The following is a 19236-nucleotide window of genomic DNA, read 5'->3' as shown; positions in this document are numbered from 1 at the left end:
GAACCATGAAACAGTATTTAGAACTGATGCAAAAAGTGCTGGATGAAGGCACACAGAAAAACGACCGCACCGGAACCGGAACGCTTTCCATTTTTGGTCATCAGATGCGTTTTAATCTGCAGGAAGGGTTCCCGCTGGTTACGACTAAACGCTGCCATTTACGCTCGATCATTCATGAGCTGTTGTGGTTTTTGCAGGGCGACACTAACGTGGCCTACCTGCATGAAAACAATGTCTCCATCTGGGACGAATGGGCGGATGAAAACGGTAATTTAGGTCCGGTTTATGGTAAACAGTGGCGCGCATGGCCTACACCCGACGGCCGCCATATTGACCAGATCACTACGGTGTTAAACCAGCTCAAAAATGACCCGGATTCTCGGCGTATCATCGTTTCCGCATGGAACGTTGGTGAGCTGGATAAGATGGCGCTGGCGCCGTGCCATGCTTTCTTCCAGTTCTATGTGGCGGATGGCAAGCTCTCTTGCCAGCTGTATCAGCGTTCGTGCGATGTGTTCCTCGGCCTGCCGTTTAACATTGCTAGCTACGCCTTGCTGGTACACATGATGGCGCAGCAGTGCGATCTGGAAGTCGGTGATTTTGTCTGGACCGGCGGCGACACGCATCTGTACAGCAATCACATGGAACAAACGCATCTGCAGCTTAGCCGCGAACCGCGCGCGCTGCCGAAGCTGGTCATCAAACGTAAGCCTGAATCCATCTTTGACTATCGCTTCGAAGACTTCGAAATTGAAGGCTACGATCCGCACCCGGGTATTAAAGCGCCGGTGGCTATCTAACCAGCTTCATGCTGACACAACCGACGCCCGTAAGCGTCGGTTTTTTTTATCTAAAATCACGTTCTTCGGCGTAGATTCCTGAAATAGTGCAACGGCCTGCAACGCGACAAATATTTCCCGTAGCTCGCCGTAGAAACCGAATTTCCCGCTCGTTATTCATTTTCCTCACGCCATACTGGCGGCATGAAAAAACAACAAGGCTACACGCTTCTTGAAACCCTGATAGCGATGCTGATCATCGCGGCGCTTGGCGCATCGGGGCTGTATGGTTGGCAGGGCTGGCAGCAGCAACAGCGACTGTGGCAGACCGCCTGCCAGGTAAGAGATTACCTGCTGCAACTGCGTGACGATGCTAACTGGCGTAACCGAGATCATGTCATCAGCGTGGTTCGGGATGGCACATCCTGGTGTTTTGTCAGCTCTGCGGCTTTGCAAACCACGTGTCGACCTGTTTCGTCTTTGGTTTTTACGCCATTGTGGGACGATGTTGAAATGGCAGAGATAACCCCTTCACTGGCCTTTTTTGGCCTGCGCAATACGGCATGGACCGGACATATTCGCCTGAAAAATGCGCTAGGAGAATGGCGCGTGGTGGTGTCTGGCTGGGGGCGGATCAGGCTTTGTGAGCGCGATGAGGCCAGATTATGTCAGTAAGCGAACGAGGTTTTTCTCTGCTGGAAGTGCTAATCGCCATGGCGATTAGCAGCATTTTACTGCTTAGTTCAGTACGATTTTTACCGGCACTGCAGCAAGAGATTCTGCGCAACACACGCCTGTTAGCGCTGGAAGATGAAATATGGCAACGGGTCTACACCGTAGCGAAGCACCTTCAACGGGCAGGGTATTGCCGGGGAAACTGTGTCGGAGAGGGGTTGGTGATATCGGCGAAGGGCGACTGCGTTATTGCTCGCTGGGATGCCAACAGCAACGGCGTTTGGAAGAGCAGTCCCGCGAAAGAGGCCGATGTAATCGGATTTCGTTTACAGGACAAGGTGCTGGAGACCTTGCGAGGAGCAACTGGATGTAATGGAAAAGGGTGGGAGAAAATGACCGATCCAGCCACGATACAGATTGAAGCATTTCAGGTTGAACGGCTGAATCTCAGCGGATATTCACCACTCCTTACTCTGCGTTTGCGCGGAGTGAGCAACGGCGAACCACAAAAGGTTATCGAAGCAGTCTACAGCGTGACAGGATTTAACCTGTGAATCGTGAGCGAGGCGTTTCATCCCTGGGGATGGTCCTGTTGCTGCTGGTGCTCGGTAGCCTACTGCTGCAAGGCGTTAACAGACAGGAGGCCAGTTTTGCTTCACGAGTGGCCACGCAAAGTCAGGCTTTGCAGCGCCAGGCGGTGCTGCAATCTGCTATGGAATGGGGACGTATGCAGCCCTGGAGCATACAACAAGCCGTGCAGTGTCGGCGCTATATCACGCAAGATGCCGTAGTTTGCCTGCGACTGCTGAGCATTAATTTCGTGCTGCTCATTGCCCATCATGAAGGGGGATCGCTATGGCGTCAGGGTATTGTCACCGAGGGCAACCTCGAATTTTTAGCGCATGGCTGGAGCGATTTTTGTCCACTAAAGGATCAAGCGTTATGCCAGATCCCCTGAACAGGCAGCGTGGCTTTAGCCTGCCGGAAGTGATGCTGGCAATGGCGCTGATGATTATGATTGTTACTGCGTTGTCGGGATACCAGCGAGCACTGATGAACAGCTTTATCATCAGAAATCAGTATCAACAACTCTGGCGTCACGCCTGGCAGCAAACCCAGTTGTATCAGTTTTCATCGCCTGTGAACTGGCAGGTTAACCGAATGCAGACAACGCGAGCGGGATGTGTCAGCATCAACGTTAAAATATCTTCACCCTTGGGCAGGCAGGGTCAGATGATGCGTCTGCATTGCCCGAATCGTCAGTAGTCAGGAGTCGCTATGTTAAGGGTCTACCACTCCAATCGTCTGGATGTGCTTGAAGCGTTAATGGAATTTATCGTTGAGCGCGAGCGGCTGGACGACCCCTTTGAACCTGAGATGATCCTGGTTCAAAGCACCGGCATGGCGCAGTGGCTGCAAATGACTCTTGCACAGAAGTTTAGTATTGCCGCCAACATCGATTTTCCGCTGCCCGCGAGTTTTATCTGGGATATGTTTGTGCGTGTGCTACCAGACATCCCGAAAGAGAGCGCGTTCAGCAAGCAGAGCATGAGCTGGAAGTTGATGACGCTGTTACCGCAATTGCTGGATGGCGATGACTTTACATTGCTGCGCCACTATCTGACGGACGATACTGATAAACGTAAGCTGTTTCAGCTCTCCTCACGCGCGGCTGACCTTTTCGACCAGTATTTAGTTTACCGCCCTGACTGGTTGACTCAGTGGGAGGCGGGAAGACGGGTTGAAGGACTTGGCGAGTCTCAGGACTGGCAGGCGCCGTTGTGGAAAGCGCTGGTGGAATATACCGAGGAAATGGGCCAGCCGCGCTGGCATCGTGCCAATTTATACCAACGATTTATTCAGACTCTGGAAAGTGCGTCCGAGTGCCCCCAGGGGCTGCCTTCTCGCGTATTTATTTGCGGCATTTCGGCGTTGCCGCCGGTTTATTTGCAGGCACTGCAGGCGCTGGGTAAGCACATTGATATTCATCTGCTGTTTACCAACCCTTGTCGCTACTACTGGGGAGATATTAAAGATCCTGCCTGGCTGGCGAAGCTGGTGGCACGTCAGCGTCGACACAGTTTTGAAGAACGGCACCTGCCGCTGTTTCGTGATAGTGAGAAAGTCGAAGGATTATTCAAAAGCGATGGTGAGCAGGACGTGGGCAACCCGATGCTGGCTTCGTGGGGCAAACTGGGGCGCGACTACATATACCTGCTTGCAGAACTGGAAAATAGTCAGGAACTGGATGCGTTTGTCGACATTACTCCTGACAATCTTTTGCATAATATTCAATCGGATATTCTGGAACTCGAAAACCATGCTGTGGCGGGCGTTACGCTGGAGGAATATTCCCGTAGCGACAATAAACGAAGGCTGGATCTGAACGATACCAGCGTGACTTTTCATGTCTGCCATAGCCCACAGCGCGAGGTGGAAGTTCTTCATGACCGCCTGCTGGCAATGCTGGAAGCGGATCCAACGCTGACGCCGCGCGATATTATCGTGATGGTGGCGGATATCGACAGCTACAGTCCATTCATTCAATCGGTCTTTGGTAGTGCGCCAGCCGAGCGTTACCTGCCATATGCGATTTCTGACCGTCGGGCGCGCCAGTCCCATCCCGTGTTACAAGCCTTTGTCAGCCTGCTGTCGCTGCCGGATAGCCGTTTTGTCTCTGAGGATGTACTGGCGTTACTGGATGTTCCAGTGCTGGCGGCGCGTTTCAATATTGATGAAGAAGGGCTGCGCTATCTTCGCTTATGGGTCAATGAATCCGGGATTCGCTGGGGAATTGACGACGATAACGTGCGTGAACTGGAACTTCCGCCTACAGGTCAGCATACCTGGCAATTTGGTTTAACGCGTATGCTGCTCGGCTACGCGATGGAAAGTGCGCAGGGCGAGTGGCAATCGGTATTACCTTACGATGAGTCCAGCGGTTTGATTGCTGAGCTGGTCGGGCATCTGGCCTCTTTGCTGATGCAGCTAAATCTCTGGCGCAGAGGGTTAGCTCAGGAACGACCTCTGGAAGAGTGGCTGCCCGTATGCCGGGACATGCTTAATGATTTCTTCCTGCCGGACGCGGATACCGAAGCGGCGATGACGCTGATTGAACAGCAGTGGCAGGCTATTATCACTGAAGGTTTAGGGGCCGAGTACGGCGATGCTATACCGCTCTCTCTGTTACGTGATGAGCTGGCCCAGCGCCTTGATCAGGAACGCATCAGCCAGCGCTTCCTGGCGGGTCCCGTTAACATTTGTACGCTGATGCCGATGCGCTCCATTCCGTTCAAAGTGGTGTGCCTGCTGGGTATGAACGATGGCGTTTATCCGCGCCAGCTTGCGCCGCTGGGCTTTGATTTAATGAGTCAAAAACCGATGCGGGGCGATCGCAGCCGTCGTGATGATGACCGCTATCTGTTCCTTGAAGCATTGATCTCAGCGCAGCAAACGCTCTATATCAGCTACATTGGTCGCTCCATTCAGGACAACAGCGAACGCTTCCCGTCGGTACTGGTGCAGGAGTTGCTGGACTACATCGGGCAAAGCCACTATTTACCGGGTGATGAAGCGCTCACTTGTGATGAAAGCGAAGCCAGGGTCAAAGCGCACATTACTCGTTTGCATACCCGGATGCCCTTCGACGCGCAAAACTATCTCCCGGGGGAACAGCAAAGCTATGCCCGGGAATGGCTACCTGCGGCGAGCCTGTCAGGAAAAGCGCACACGGATTTTGTTCAGCCTCTTCCCTTTGAGATGCCTGAAACACTGACGCTGGAAACGCTGCAGCGATTTTGGGCTCATCCGGTGCGGGCCTTTTTCCAGATGCGTCTGAGGGTCAACTTCCGCTCTGAGGAGAGTGAGATCCCGGACACGGAACCTTTCACCCTTGAGGGATTAACCCGCTATCAGCTTAATCAGCAATTGCTTAATACACTGGTTGAAGAGAACGACGCTGAACGACTGTTTCGCCGTTTTCGTGCGGCGGGCGTGCTTCCCTATGGGCCATTTGGCGAAATTCTGTGGGATACGCAGCGTCAGGAGATGCAGACGCTGGCTGAACGCATTATCGCCTGTCGTCAGCCTTGTCAGAGCATGGAAATCGATCTTACCTGTAACGGCGTGCAAATCACCGGTTGGTTGCCGCAGGTACAAGAGGACGGTTTGTTGCGCTGGCGCCCATCTTTGATCAGCATTGCGCAGGGCGTGCAACTTTGGCTGGAACATCTTGTCTATTGTGCGAGTGGCGGTACGGGAGAGAGCCGATTATTCCTGCGTAAAGACGGGGAATGGCGTTTTCCACCACTGGAAGCAGAACAGGCGCTGCTGTACCTGTCGCAACTCATTGAGGGTTATCGGGAAGGCATGTCATCACCGTTGCTGGTATTGCCGGAAAGCGGAGGCGCATGGATAAAAACCTGTTATGACGCCGCAAATGATGCCATGTTAGATGACGATGAAACGTTGCAAAAGGCGCGCAGTAAGTTTCTGCAGGCCTATGAAGGCAACATGATGGTACGTGGCGAAGGCGATGACATCTGGTATCAGCGTCTTTGGCGTCAACTGGATGCAGGTACGCTGGAGACTATTGTCTTACAGTCGCAGCACTACCTGTTACCGATTTTTCGGTTTAATCAGTCATGATGGTTGTATAAAAATTGCGCAATTTAATGGCTTCCACTATGATGCGCATTCTGTCACGGACTGATTCTTACAAAGAGAAGATGCTGACTTGCTCAGCGCAGAGTCTTGCCCTGTTCAGATCACGTATTTATACGTGTTTTGCAGTGAACAGGTGAATACGTTAATGATGAGGTTTGTGAATGCCCCGCAGCACCTGGTTCAGCGCATTACTGTTGTTCGTCGCCCTTTGGGTTCCCGTAAGTCAGGCAGATACCGGTTGGCAGCCTTTAGCTGAAACCATCCGTAAAAGCGATAAAGACACCCGTCAGTATCAGGCTGTACGCCTTGATAACGGTATGGTCGTATTGCTGGTATCCGATCCGCAGGCCGTGAAATCCCTTTCTGCGCTGGTGGTCCCCGTGGGCTCACTGGAAGATCCGGACGATCATCAGGGGCTGGCGCATTATCTCGAACACATGTGTTTAATGGGGTCGAAAAAATATCCACAGCCGGACAGTCTGTCTGAATTCCTGAAAATGCACGGCGGCAGCCATAATGCCAGCACCGCGCCTTATCGTACGGCTTTCTATCTTGAGGTTGAAAACGACGCGCTGGTGGGGGCGGTAGATCGCCTGGCGGACGCTATTGCCGATCCGTTACTGGATAAAAAATATGCCGATCGCGAGCGTAACGCGGTTAACTCCGAGCTGACGCTGGCGCGTACCCGAGACGGGATGCGTATGGCGCAGGTGAGTGCTGAAACCATTAACCCGGCGCACCCTGGCTCGCGTTTCTCTGGCGGAAATCTTGAGACATTAAGCGATAAACCGGGCAACCCGGTGGTGCAGGCTTTACAAAAATTTCATGAAAAGTACTACTCCGCGAACCTGATGAAGGCGGTGATTTATAGCAATAAACCATTGCCAGAGCTGGCGCGGATAGCGGCTGACACCTTTGGACGCGTGCCGAACAGAAATATCGACAAGCCTGAAATTACCGTACCGGTAGTCACTGACGCGCAAAAGGGCGTCATCATCCACTATGTTCCGGCAATGCCGCGTAAAGTGCTGCGCGTCGAGTTTCGTATTGATAACAATAGCGCGCAATTCCGCAGTAAAACCGATGAGCTGGTGACCTACCTGATTGGCAATCGTAGCCCGGGCACATTGTCTGACTGGTTGCAAAAGCAGGGGCTGGTAGAAGGTATTCGTGCGGACTCCGATCCGGTAGTCAATGGGAATAGCGGCGTGTTAGCCATTTCCGCGACGTTAACCGACAAAGGTCTTGCGAACCGCGATGAGGTTGTTGCTGCAATCTTTAGCTATCTCAATCTGTTACGCGAGAAAGGCGTAGACAAACGCTATTTTGACGAACTGGCGCACGTGCTGGATCTCGATTTCCGTTATCCTTCCATCACGCGTGATATGGACTACGTGGAATGGCTGGCAGACACCATGATCCGCGTTCCCGTCGAGCATACTCTGGATGCGGTGAATATTGCCGATCAATACGATGCGAAGGCCGTTGAGCAACGTCTGGCAATGATGACGCCGCAGAATGCGCGTATCTGGTATATCAGCGCGAAAGAGCCGCATAATAAAACGGCTTACTTTGTCGATGCACCTTATCAGGTAGATAAAATCAGCGACAAAACCTTTGCCGACTGGCAGCAAAAAGCGCAAGGCATTGCGTTGTCATTACCGGAGTTGAACCCCTACATTCCTGATGATTTCACGCTGATTAAGGCGGATAAAAAATACGCTCACCCGGAACTGATCGTTGATGAGCCGGATTTACGCGTGGTGTATGCGCCGAGCCAGTATTTTGCCAGTGAGCCGAAAGCCGATGTCAGCGTGATCCTGCGTAACCCGAAAGCGATGGACAGCGCCCGCAATCAGGTATTATTCGCACTTAACGATTACCTGGCGGGCGTTGCGCTCGATCAGTTAAGCAACCAGGCATCAGTGGGGGGGATTGGTTTCTCTACCAACGCTAATAATGGTTTGATGCTAAATGCTAACGGCTACACCCAACGTTTGCCGCAGCTTTTTCAGGCGCTGCTGAGTGGCTATTTCAGCTACAGTTCAACAGATGAACAACTGGAACAGGCAAAATCCTGGTATGCCCAGATGATGGATTCCGCAGAGAAGGGGAAAGCCTACGATCAGGCTATTATGCCGGTACAGATGCTTTCTCAGGTGCCGTACTTCTCACGCGATGAGCGCCGTAAGCTGCTGCCTTCCATCACCCTGAAAGAGGTAATGGCCTATCGCGATGCCTTGAAAACCGGGGCGCGGCCTGAATTCCTGGTCATTGGCAATATGAGCGAAGCTCAGGCGACGACCATGGCGCGGGATATCCAAAAACAGCTTGGCGCTAACGGGTCACAGTGGTGTCGCAATAAAGATGTGGTTGTAAACAAGAAGCAGTCCGTCATCTTTGAAAAAGCGGGCAGCAGCACGGATTCCGCGCTGGCGGCGGTATTTGTGCCAACTGGCTACGACGAATACACCAGTTCAGCCTATAGCGCCATGTTAGGGCAGATTGTTCAACCGTGGTTCTACAATCAACTGCGTACTGAAGAGCAATTAGGCTACGCTGTATTTGCTTTCCCGATGAGCGTTGGACGTCAGTGGGGAATGGGGTTCCTGTTGCAAAGCAGCGATAAGCAACCATCTTACCTTTGGGAGCGTTATAAAGCGTTTTTCCCGACGGCGGAAGCGAAATTGCGGGCGATGAAACCTGAAGAGTTCGCGCAAATTCAGCAGGCAATTATTGCGCAAATGCTGCAGGCGCCGCAAACGCTGGGGGAAGAAGCCTCGCAGTTAAGCAAAGATTTTGATCGCGGCAATATGCGCTTCGATTCACGTGATAAAATAGTGGCTCAGATTAAACTGCTGACGCCGCAAAAACTTGCCGACTTCTTCCATCAGGCGGTGGTTGAGCCGCAAGGCATGGCGATACTGTCACAGATTTCCGGCAGTCAGAACGGGAAAGCAGAATATGTGCACCCGGAAGGCTGGAAAGTGTGGCAGACCGTCAGCGCGTTGCAGCAAACCTTACCCCTGATGAGTGATAAGAATGAATGATGCCGCTGAGTCCCTTGATCCTCTCCGCTTGCCCCTGACGGGCGAGCGCCTGATTGAAGCCTCTGCGGGCACCGGTAAAACCTTTACCATCGCCGCCCTGTATTTACGTTTGCTGCTTGGACTGGGCGGCTCTGCCGCCTTTCCCCGTCCGCTGACCGTCGAAGAACTGTTAGTGGTCACCTTCACCGAGGCGGCTACTGAAGAGTTGCGCGGTCGTATCCGTAGCAACATCCATGAACTGCGCATTGCCTGCCTGCGTGAAACCACTGACAACCCGCTATACGCCCGTCTGTTAGATGAAATCGCCGATAAAAAACAGGCAGCCCAGTGGCTGCTATTGGCTGAAAGGCAGATGGATGAAGCGGCGGTGTTTACCATTCATGGTTTTTGCCAGCGTATGCTCAGCCTCAACGCCTTTGAATCAGGCATGCTGTTTGAACAACAGCTGATCGAAGATGAATCACTACTGCGTTATCAGGCCTGCGCGGATTTCTGGCGTCGACACTGCTATCCGCTGCCCCGCGATATTGCGCAGGTGATTTTTGAAACGTGGAAAGGGCCGCAGGCGCTGTTAAGGGATATCGATCGCTATCTGCAAGGGGAAGCGCCGGTTATTAAGGCTCCGCCGCCCGATGATGAAACGCTGGCAACCCGGCACGAACACATTCTCGCGCGTATTAATCAAATTAAGCAGCAATGGCGCGATGCCGTTGATGAGCTTGATGGCCTGCTGGAGGCCTCCGGGATTGACCGGCGTAAATTTAATCGCGGTAACCAGGGCAAGTGGATCGAAAAGATCAGCGCATGGGCGCAGGAAGAAACACAAAGCTATCAACTGCCTGATGCGCTGGAGAAATTCTCCCAGCGCTTTTTAGAAGAGCGAACCAAAGCGGGCGGCGTAACGCCTCAGCACCCGCTGTTTGTCGCAATTGATGAACTGCTTAGCGAACCGTTAACTCTCCGCGATTTGGTGATCACCCGGGCGCTGGCGGAGATCCGTTTGGCGGTTGCCGAGGAGAAACGCCGCCGAGGCGAGCTGGGTTTTGACGATATGCTCAGCCGTCTGGATGCGGCGCTGCGCAGTGAAAGTGGTGATGCGCTGGCAACGGCGATTCGTACCCGTTTTCCGGTCGCGATGATCGATGAATTCCAGGATACCGACCCGCAGCAGTACCGTATTTTTCGCCGGATCTGGCAACATCAGCCGGATACCGCGCTGCTGCTGATTGGCGATCCGAAACAGGCCATTTACGCGTTTCGTGGTGCGGATATCTTTACCTACATGAAGGCGCGTAGCGAAGTCAGCGCACACTATACGCTTGATACTAACTGGCGTTCGGCTCCTGGCATGGTCAATAGCGTGAATACGATTTTCAGCCAGATGAATGACGCCTTTATGTTCCGCGAAATCCCCTTCAGCCCGGTCAAATTCGCAGAAAAAAACCAGTCGCTTCAGTTTGTTATACACGGTGAAACGCAGCCAGCCATGAGTATGTGGCTGATGGAAGGGGAAAGCTGTGGCGTAGGCGACTATCAGAACTATATGGCGCAGGTGTGCGCCACGCACATTCGCGACTGGCTTAAGGCCGGGCATTCTGGGGCTGCGCAACTGGTCAGCAGTAAAGCGTCCAGGCCGGTACGCGCCTCGGACATCAGCGTACTGGTTCGTAGCCGCCAGGAGGCGGCGCTGGTCCGTGATGCGCTGACGCAACTGGCCATTCCCTCTGTTTATCTCTCCAACCGTGACAGCGTGTTTGAAACGCTCGAAGCGCAGGAACTGCTGTGGGTACTGCAGGCGGTGATGACGCCGGAGCGTGAGAACACGCTGCGTAGCGCGCTGGCGAGCTCAATGATGGGCCTGAATGCGCAGGATCTTGAAGCGTTAAATAACGACGAAAATGCCTGGGATGCGGTGGTTGAAGAGTTTGATGGCTATCGTCAGATCTGGCATAAACGCGGCGTGATGCCGATGCTGCGCGCGCTGATGTCGGCCCGCCAGATTGCGGAAAACTTGCTGGCGACGGCGGGGGGCGAACGTCGCCTGACTGACATTTTACACATCAGTGAACTGTTACAGGAAGCCGGCTCGCAACTCGAAAGCGAGCATGCGCTGGTGCGCTGGCTATCTCAGCATATTCTTGAACCCGACAGCAATGCCTCCAGTCAGCAGCTCAGGCTCGAAAGCGACAAGCATTTGGTCAAAATCGTCACTATCCACAAATCGAAAGGGTTGGAATATCCGCTGGTCTGGCTGCCGTTTATCACCAATTTCCGCGTCCAGGATCAGGCTTTCTATCACGATCGCAGCTCCTTTGAAGCGGTGCTGGATCTCAGCGATGCCGCGGAGAGCGTTGAGCTGGCCGAAGCGGAACGTCTGGCGGAGGATCTGCGCTTACTCTATGTCGCACTGACCCGTTCGGTATGGCACTGCAGTCTTGGCGTTGCGCCGTTGGTGCGCCGTCGGGGCGATAAAAAAGGGGATACCGATGTGCATCAGAGCGCGCTTGGCCGCCTGTTGCAAAAAGGCGAACCGATGGATGCCGCGGGTCTGCGTGGCGCGATTGAAGCGCTGTGCTGCGATGATATTGCCTGCCAGACGCCAGCACAGCCTGACGGTGAACCCTGGCAGGTTGCGCAGAACGTCAGCGGTGAACTGAGTGCGAAAATACTGCAGCGTACGCCCGGCGACAGCTGGCGCGTGACCAGTTATTCCGGTCTGCAACAGCGTGGACATGGTATTGCGCAGGATCTGATCCCGCGACTGGATATCGATGCCGCAGGCGTCGGTGAGGTTATTGAAGAATCAGGACTCACGCCGCATCAGTTCCCGCGTGGCGCTTCGCCGGGTACATTCTTGCATAGCTTGTTTGAAGATCTCGACTTTACCCAACCAGTAGAGCCAGATTGGGTCGAAGAAAAATTGGCGTTGGGCGGTTATGACGCACACTGGACGCCGGTTTTGACCGCATGGTTGGACGCTATTTTGCAGGCGCCTCTCAATGAGAACGGCGTGAGCCTGAGTCAGCTTTCCGCGCGTGAAAAACAGGTGGAGATGGAGTTTTATCTGCCGATTTCGCAGCCCCTGATGGCCAGCCAACTTGATGCGTTGATCCGCCAATACGATCCGCTCTCGGCAGGGTGCCCTGCGCTTGATTTTATGCAGGTGCGCGGCATGCTAAAAGGGTTCATTGACCTGGTATTCCGCCATCAGGGACGTTATTACCTGCTCGATTACAAATCGAACTGGCTGGGCGAAGACAGCTCAGCCTATACACAGCAGGCGATGGCCTCTGCCATGCAGGCGCATCGCTACGACCTGCAGTATCAACTTTATACCCTCGCGCTGCATCGCTACTTGCGCCATCGCATTGCTGATTACGATTATGAACGCCATTTTGGCGGCGTTATCTATCTCTTCCTGCGTGGTGTTGACCGTGAAAATCCGCAGCAGGGAATTTTCGTGACCCGACCAGAGGGGGAGTTGATCGCCTTGATGGACGAGTTGTTTGCCGGTGTGCCGCTGGAGGAGATGTCATGACAATCCAGAAACGATTACTGGAAGCCGTTGAGCAAAAGCAGCTCCGGCCACTGGATGCCCAGTTTGCACTGGCGGTTGCCGGAAATGATAACCCTGCCGTTGCACTGGCAGCGGCGTTGCTCAGCCGTGAAGCTGGAGAAGGGCACGTCTGCTTACCGCTTTCGCGTCTATCCCGAAGCGAGGACGCGCATCCGCTATTAAGCGCTTGGCTCGCTGAAGCGGGAGAGCCTGAAGACTGGACTGAATGCCTGCTGACCTCCGGGGCGGTAAGCCGTGGCGATCAGCCGACGCCGCTGGTGCTGTACGGCGATCGTTTGTATCTGAACCGGATGTGGCATAACGAACGCGCGGTGGCGCGCTTTTTCGGTGAAGTTAACCACGCCATTGAGGTGGATGAACAACGGCTGACTCACACGCTGGCGGCGCTGTTTCCACCCGTTGAAGGCGTTGACTGGCAAAAAGTGGCTGCTGCCGTAGCGCTGACCCGCCGTATATCGGTTATCTCCGGCGGACCGGGGACCGGAAAAACAACAACGGTGGCGAGGCTTCTGGCGGCGTTGATTCAGATGGCGGACGGTGAACGCTGTCGTATTCGTCTGGCGGCACCCACGGGAAAAGCAGCAGCACGTCTGACCGCCTCGCTGGGCGCGGCGTTGCGTGAACTGCCGCTGACCGATGAGCAAAAGAAGCGCATTCCCGATGACGCCAGTACGTTGCACCGCTTATTGGGGGCTCAGCCTGGTAGCCAACGCCTGCGGCATCATGCAGGAAACCCGTTGCATCTGGACGTGCTGGTAGTGGATGAAGCCTCTATGATCGATTTGCCGATGATGTCGCGCCTTATCGATGCGCTGCCGCCACATGGGCGGGTGATATTTCTAGGCGATCGCGACCAGCTCGCTTCTGTTGAAGCGGGGGCAGTACTGGGAGATATCTGTGCTTTCGTCGGTGATGGTTTTACCCCGGAGCGTGCCCGCCAGCTTAGTCGTCTGACTGAAACCACTATTCCGGCCGGTTCGGGAACTCAGGCGGCTGCTCTGCGTGACAGTTTGTGCCTGCTGCAAAAGAGCTACCGTTTCGGTAGCGATTCCGGAATCGGTCAGTTGGCTGCAGCGATTAATCGTGGTGACAAAGCCGCGATAAAAACGGTCTTCCAGCAGGGATTTAGCGACATCGAAAAACGCTCTCTGCACAGCAGCGAAGATTACTCTGCGATGCTGGAGGAAGCGCTGACGGGTTATGGTCACTATCTGGATTTATTGCGCGAGCGCGCCGAGCCGGATGCTGTCATTCAGGCCTTCAATGAGTATCAGCTATTGTGCGCCCTGCGGGAAGGTCCGTTTGGCGTGAGTGGTTTGAATGAACGCATTGAGCAGGTGATGGCGCAAAAACGCAAAATTCACCGTGCGACGCATAGCCGCTGGTATGAGGGAAGGCCAGTGATGATCGCGCGCAATGACAGTTCGTTGGGATTATTTAACGGTGATATTGGCATTGCCCTCGATCGTGGGCAGGGTCTGAGGGTATGGTTTGCGCTGCCGGACGGTTCTATCAAATCGGTTCAGCCCAGTCGCTTGCCTGAACATGAAACCACCTGGGCAATGACCGTACATAAATCGCAGGGATCTGAGTTTGACCACGCGGCGTTGATTTTGCCCAACCAGCATTCACCTGTGGTGACTCGCGAGCTGGTCTATACCGCCATTACCCGCGCGCGTCGTCGTTTGTCGCTGTATGCCGATGAGCGGATATTGAGTGGCGCCATTGCCACCCGCACTGAACGACGCAGCGGATTGTCGGCGCTGTTTAATCAATAACATTTGCTGGCCGGATAAGGCAGTTATGCCGTATCCGGCAACGATCACTACCCTAAATCCGCCATCAGCACTTTTGACCGCCGTTGATAGTTGTACATCTCTTTTTTACTTTCCGGCAGCAGGTCGATATCCACCGGCGTGAAGCCTCGCTCCTGAAACCAGTGAATGCTGCGTGTGGTCAGCACGAACAGCTTGCTCAGCCCCATTTGCCGGGCCTGCGCGGCGATCCGCTCCAGCAACACTTCCCCGCGGGACGAACTACGGTAGTCGGGATGCACAGCCACGCATGCCATTTCACCAATCCGCTCTTCCGGGAAAGGGTACAGAGCGGCGCAGGCGATAGTCAGGTTATCGCGCTGAATAATGGTGAATTTGTCGATCTCCATTTCCAGTTGTTCGCGCGAGCGGCGGACCAGAATACCTTGCTGTTCCAGCGGGCGGATAAGCTCCAGAATCCCGCCGATATCGTTAATGGTAGCGCGACGGATCTGCTCGGCGCTTTCCATTACAATCTGCGTCCCGATGCCGTCACGGGAGAACAGTTCCTGCAGCAAGGCGCCATCTTCCTGATAGCTGATCAGATGGCAGCGGCGTACGCCACTGCGACAGGCTTTCACTGCTCCGCGCAGGAAACGCACCGTACCGGAGCTGTAATCGCCTTTCTCTTCCTGCAACTCAACGCGAGCCTGAGCTTCGTTAGGAAACAACTCGGAAATAATATCGCCATCATCGTTGGTGACACCCTGAGACGAGCAAAAACCGATCATTTTCTCTGCCTTCAGTTTGATAGCCAGCTGCGTGGCGACCTCTTCTGACGTCAGATTAAAGCTCTCACCAGTGACGGAAACGGCGACCGGGCCCATCAGCACAATCGCGCCGCTGTCCAGCTGGCGGTGAATAGCATCTTCATCAATACGACGAATACGCCCGCTATGGCAGTAATCTACGCCGTCATCAACGCCCAGCGGCTGGGAGATAATAAAATTACCACTGACCACATTGATATGCGCCCCCTGCAACGGCGTATTATTCAGGCTCATCGACAGGCGGGCGGTGATATCAAGCTGAAGTAGCCCCGCAGCCTGTTTGACCAGCTCCAGCGTTTTCGCATCGGTGACGCGCGTGTTTTTGTGGTACACCGGCTCATGATGATGCGCCGCAAGATTGGCATCAATCTGCGGGCGTGCGCCATAGACCACGACCAGGCGGATGCCGAGGCTATGAAGAAGACCAATGTCATTGACGATACTGGAAAAGTTTTCATGCTCGATGGCTTCACCGCCCAGCATAATGACAAACGTTTTTCCCCGATGGGTATTGATATAGGGAACAGAATGGCGGAATCCCTGTACCAGTTCGGTTCTACGCTCCTTCACCACGGTACACCCTCATTGCATGATTATTCGTAATTTGTGTATTTTTATTCTGTTTTAGTCCTGTGCGCAAGCGTAATTTTTACTCATGCTGAAGATTTTTATCAGTAATACCGTGAATATAAAAAGAATGTTTACCCTTTTATAGATGACAGATTATGCGTCATTCGCTAAAGTTTCCGGTCAATTCGGACGTTTTACGTATTACTCAATACAGATTTCTTTTGCTCGGGAGAAGCATGTCGGGATCCAACTCAGCAATCAGTCGCCGCCGTTTACTGAAAGGTGCGGGTGCTATGTGGCTTTTAAGCGTCAGCCAGGTTGGTTTGGCTGCCGCGAGTCAGGTCGTTGCCGTACGTATCTGGCCTGCGTCCAGCTATACCCGCGTCACGGTGGAATCTAACCGTCTGCTGAAATACAAACAGTTTGCCCTGAGTAATCCTGAGCGTGTGGTTGTGGATATTGAAGACGTTAATTTGAACTCGGTGCTCAAGGGTATGGGAGCACAGATTCGTCCTGACGATCCGTATATTAAGTCGGCGCGCGTAGGCCAGTTTGATCCAAAGACCGTGCGGATGGTGTTCGAGCTGAAACAGAATGTGAAGCCGCAACTTTTTGCGCTTGCGCCGGTGGCGGGCTTTAAAGAACGTCTGGTGATGGACCTCTATCCTGCAAATGCTCAGGATGTCCAGGATCCGCTGCTGGCATTGCTGGAAGATTACAACAAGGGCGATCTGGATAAACAGGTGCCACCTGCACAAAGTGGCCCGCAGCCGGGTAAAGCGGGGCGCGATCGTCCCATTGTCATTATGTTGGATCCAGGCCACGGCGGAGAAGACTCCGGTGCGGTGGGGAAATACAAGACGCGTGAAAAGGATGTGGTGCTGCAGATTGCCCGCCGCCTGCGAGCCCTCATAGAGAAAGAGGGCAACATGAAGGTCTTTATGACGCGAAATGAAGATATCTTCATTCCGCTTAAAGTCCGCGTGGCGAAAGCGCAGAAGCAGCGCGCAGACCTGTTTGTCTCTATTCACGCCGATGCCTTTACCAGTCGACAGCCCAGCGGTTCGTCGGTGTTTGCGCTCTCGACCAAAGGCGCAACCAGTACCGCTGCGAAATATCTGGCGCAAACCCAGAACGCCTCGGATCTCATCGGTGGCGTTAGCAAGAGCGGCGACCGCTACGTCGACCATACTATGTTCGACATGGTGCAATCCCTGACCATCGCCGACAGCCTGAAGTTTGGTAAAGCGGTATTAAATAAGCTTGGTAAAATCAACAATCTGCATAAGAACCAGGTTGAACAAGCCGGGTTTGCGGTGCTAAAAGCGCCGGATATTCCGTCCATTCTGGTAGAAACAGCGTTTATCAGTAACGTTGAGGAAGAGCGCAAACTCAAAACGGCGACCTTCCAGCAGGAAGTTGCAGAGTCGATTCTGGCGGGGATTAAAGCCTACTTTGCCGATGGGGCGACGCTGGCGAGAAGGGGATAACAAAAAAGCGCTGAAAAGCGCTTTTTTTACGGATTGCAGATACAAAAAAACACCCGTTAAGGTGTTTAATGTGTTGGTTGCGGGGGCCGGATTTGAACCGACGACCTTCGGGTTATGAGCCCGACGAGCTACCAGGCTGCTCCACCCCGCGTCCGTCTTTTTGCTTCGTATTTCAAACCACATCTGCGTTGGCTTTCCTCGTTCACCTCAGTCACTTACTGGAGTAAGCTCCTAAGGATTCACTGCGTCGCCGCCTTGCTGTGATTTGAACTACTTTGCAAAAATATTACATCAGATTTTAATTGGTTGCGGGGGCCGGATTTGAACCGACGACCTTCGGGTTATGAGCCCGACGAGCTACCAGGCTGCTCCACCCCGCGTCCGTCATTACTCTTCCATCGAGTAACGTTACTGCTTCTGATTTTAATTGGTTGCGGGGGCCAGATTTGAACTGACGACCTTCGGGTTATGAGCCCGACGAGCTACCAGGCTGCTCCACCCCGCGTCCGTGGATGCGCACTATACTCTGCTAATGATTTCATGCAACCCTTTTTTCACCCTGATCACGTTTTTAGGGTGAAAATGAACAAAAACAACGCATTCTGGATTGTTTTTTGCGCAAAATTTGCGTTCGGATAGGTATACGCATTTCATTAGGTTCGGGGGTTTGTTATCTTCGTCTCGCATTCAGGCAACATAAGACGAGAACAATGAAAGGACGTTGGGCAAAATATCTTCTGGCGGGAGTAGTAGTCGCGATGCTCGCCGCGTGTTCCTCAAAACCCACCGATCGTGGGCAGCAGTATAAAGACGGGAAATTTACCCAGCCTTTCTCACTGGTGAATCAGCCTGATGCGGTTGGTGCGCCAATTAATGCCGGTGATTTCGCCGAGCAGGTTAATCAAATTCGCAGCGCATCGCCACGTTTGTACGGTAACCAGAGCAACGTTTACAACGCTATCCAGCAATGGCTACGTGCGGGCGGCGATACGCGCAGTATGCGCCAGTTTGGTATCGATGCCTGGCAAATGGAAGGGGCGGACAACTACGGTAACGTCCAGTTTACGGGCTACTACACGCCGGTAATCCAGGCGCGCCATACGCGTCAGGGCGAATTTCAGTACCCTATCTATCGCATGCCGCCAAAACGTGGGCGCTTACCCAGCCGTGCCGAGATTTATGCGGGTGCCCTGAGCGACAATTATATTCTGGCGTACAGCAACTCCCTGATGGATAACTTCATTATGGATGTTCAGGGCAGTGGTTACATCGATTTTGGCGATGGCAGCCCGCTGAACTTCTTTAGCTATTCCGGGAAAAACGGTCACGCCTATCGCAGTATCGGGAAGGTACTTATCGACCGTGGTGAAGTGAAAAAAGAAGATATGTCGATGCAGGCCATTCGTCATTGGGGTGAAACCCACAGCGAAGCCGAAGTGCGTGAGCTGCTGGAGCAGAACCCATCGTTTGTCTTCTTTAAACCGCAATCTTTTGCGCCGGTCAAAGGGGCCAGCGCGGTACCGCTGATTGGTCGCGCATCCGTGGCTTCTGACCGCAGCATCATTCCTGCGGGCACAACGTTACTCGCGGAAGTCCCCTTACTGGACAATAACGGCAAGTTTACCGGCCAGTACGAACTGCGCCTGATGGTGGCGTTGGATGTGGGCGGGGCGATTAAAGGGCAACACTTCGATATTTACCAGGGCATTGGAGCCGACGCTGGACATCGTGCGGGGTGGTATAATCACTACGGTCGTGTGTGGGTACTGAAAACCGCGCCGGGTGCGGGTAACGTGTTCAGCGGTTAATTGCCGGATAGTGCTGTGCTTATCCGGCCTGGATTATT

Annotated in this window: 12 protein-coding genes and 3 tRNA genes; 11 read left to right on the top strand and 4 right to left on the bottom strand. The window is 53.6% G+C overall.

The features are described from left to right. Positions 1 to 5 precede the first annotated feature (5 nt). The 9 genes from thyA to recD all read left to right on the top strand — a co-directional run bounded on the left by thyA (position 6) and on the right by recD (position 14524). Entirely contained in the window at positions 6 to 800 is a 795-nt protein-coding gene (gene thyA, locus OGY15_RS03690) for a thymidylate synthase (RefSeq protein ID WP_151218286.1), read from the top strand. A 183-nt stretch (positions 801 to 983) separates the two neighbouring features. Then, positions 984 to 1454 carry a prepilin peptidase-dependent protein gene (locus OGY15_RS03685; protein WP_286538342.1) on the top strand — a complete coding sequence of 157 codons (471 nt, stop codon included), beginning with the start codon at positions 984 to 986 and terminating at the stop codon, positions 1452 to 1454. Further along, entirely contained in the window at positions 1445 to 2008 is a 564-nt protein-coding gene (locus OGY15_RS03680; protein ID WP_286538340.1) for a prepilin peptidase-dependent protein, read from the top strand. Before OGY15_RS03685 ends, OGY15_RS03680 begins: the two co-directional genes overlap by 10 nt. Beyond that, positions 2005 to 2412, top strand: coding sequence for a DUF2509 family protein (locus OGY15_RS03675; protein WP_151218283.1), 408 nt, complete (start codon positions 2005 to 2007; stop codon positions 2410 to 2412). The genes OGY15_RS03680 and OGY15_RS03675 overlap by 4 nt, the downstream gene beginning before the upstream one ends. Then, positions 2397 to 2720 carry a prepilin-type N-terminal cleavage/methylation domain-containing protein gene (locus tag OGY15_RS03670; RefSeq protein ID WP_151218282.1) on the top strand — a complete coding sequence of 108 codons (324 nt, stop codon included), beginning with the start codon at positions 2397 to 2399 and terminating at the stop codon, positions 2718 to 2720. The genes OGY15_RS03675 and OGY15_RS03670 overlap by 16 nt, the downstream gene beginning before the upstream one ends. 12 nt (positions 2721 to 2732) lie before the next feature. After that, positions 2733 to 6101, top strand: a complete 3369-nt coding sequence (recC, locus tag OGY15_RS03665; RefSeq protein WP_286538335.1) for an exodeoxyribonuclease V subunit gamma — start codon at positions 2733 to 2735, stop codon at positions 6099 to 6101. A 179-nt stretch (positions 6102 to 6280) separates the two neighbouring features. Beyond that, the gene (gene ptrA, locus OGY15_RS03660; RefSeq protein ID WP_286538332.1) at positions 6281 to 9169 is read left to right on the top strand and encodes a pitrilysin; all 2889 of its coding nucleotides are present in this window, start codon (positions 6281 to 6283) and stop codon (positions 9167 to 9169) included. Then, positions 9162 to 12707, top strand: coding sequence for an exodeoxyribonuclease V subunit beta (recB, locus tag OGY15_RS03655; protein WP_286538330.1), 3546 nt, complete (start codon positions 9162 to 9164; stop codon positions 12705 to 12707). The genes ptrA and recB overlap by 8 nt, the downstream gene beginning before the upstream one ends. Next, entirely contained in the window at positions 12704 to 14524 is a 1821-nt protein-coding gene (recD, locus tag OGY15_RS03650) for an exodeoxyribonuclease V subunit alpha (RefSeq protein WP_286538328.1), read from the top strand. The genes recB and recD overlap by 4 nt, the downstream gene beginning before the upstream one ends. Before the next feature lie 47 nt (positions 14525 to 14571). Here recD and argA read toward each other — a convergent pair whose 3' ends face one another. Next, entirely contained in the window at positions 14572 to 15903 is a 1332-nt protein-coding gene (argA, locus tag OGY15_RS03645) for an amino-acid N-acetyltransferase (RefSeq protein WP_008785703.1), read from the bottom strand. Between the two features lie 233 nt (positions 15904 to 16136). Here argA and amiC point away from each other — a divergent pair, with 233 nt between their 5' ends. Beyond that, entirely contained in the window at positions 16137 to 17390 is a 1254-nt protein-coding gene (gene amiC / locus OGY15_RS03640) for an N-acetylmuramoyl-L-alanine amidase AmiC (protein ID WP_032937467.1), read from the top strand. A gap of 74 nt (positions 17391 to 17464) precedes the next feature. Here the strand turns inward: amiC and OGY15_RS03635 are convergent. The 3 genes from OGY15_RS03635 to OGY15_RS03625 form a co-directional block, all read right to left on the bottom strand. Beyond that, a tRNA-Met gene (locus OGY15_RS03635) sits at positions 17465 to 17541 on the bottom strand. A gap of 152 nt (positions 17542 to 17693) precedes the next feature. Next, positions 17694 to 17770, bottom strand: a tRNA-Met gene (locus OGY15_RS03630). A 48-nt stretch (positions 17771 to 17818) separates the two neighbouring features. Continuing rightward, positions 17819 to 17895: transfer RNA gene (locus OGY15_RS03625), tRNA-Met, on the bottom strand. A 205-nt stretch (positions 17896 to 18100) separates the two neighbouring features. Here OGY15_RS03625 and mltA point away from each other — a divergent pair. Then, positions 18101 to 19198, top strand: coding sequence for a murein transglycosylase A (gene mltA, locus OGY15_RS03620; protein WP_187253140.1), 1098 nt, complete (start codon positions 18101 to 18103; stop codon positions 19196 to 19198). The last annotated feature ends 38 nt before the right edge of the window (positions 19199 to 19236 follow it).

This window comes from Citrobacter sp. Cu231, from assembly GCF_030332265.1.
Lineage (GTDB): Bacteria > Pseudomonadota > Gammaproteobacteria > Enterobacterales > Enterobacteriaceae > Citrobacter > Citrobacter meridianamericanus.
This window is presented reverse-complemented; position numbering and strand designations above follow the sequence as displayed.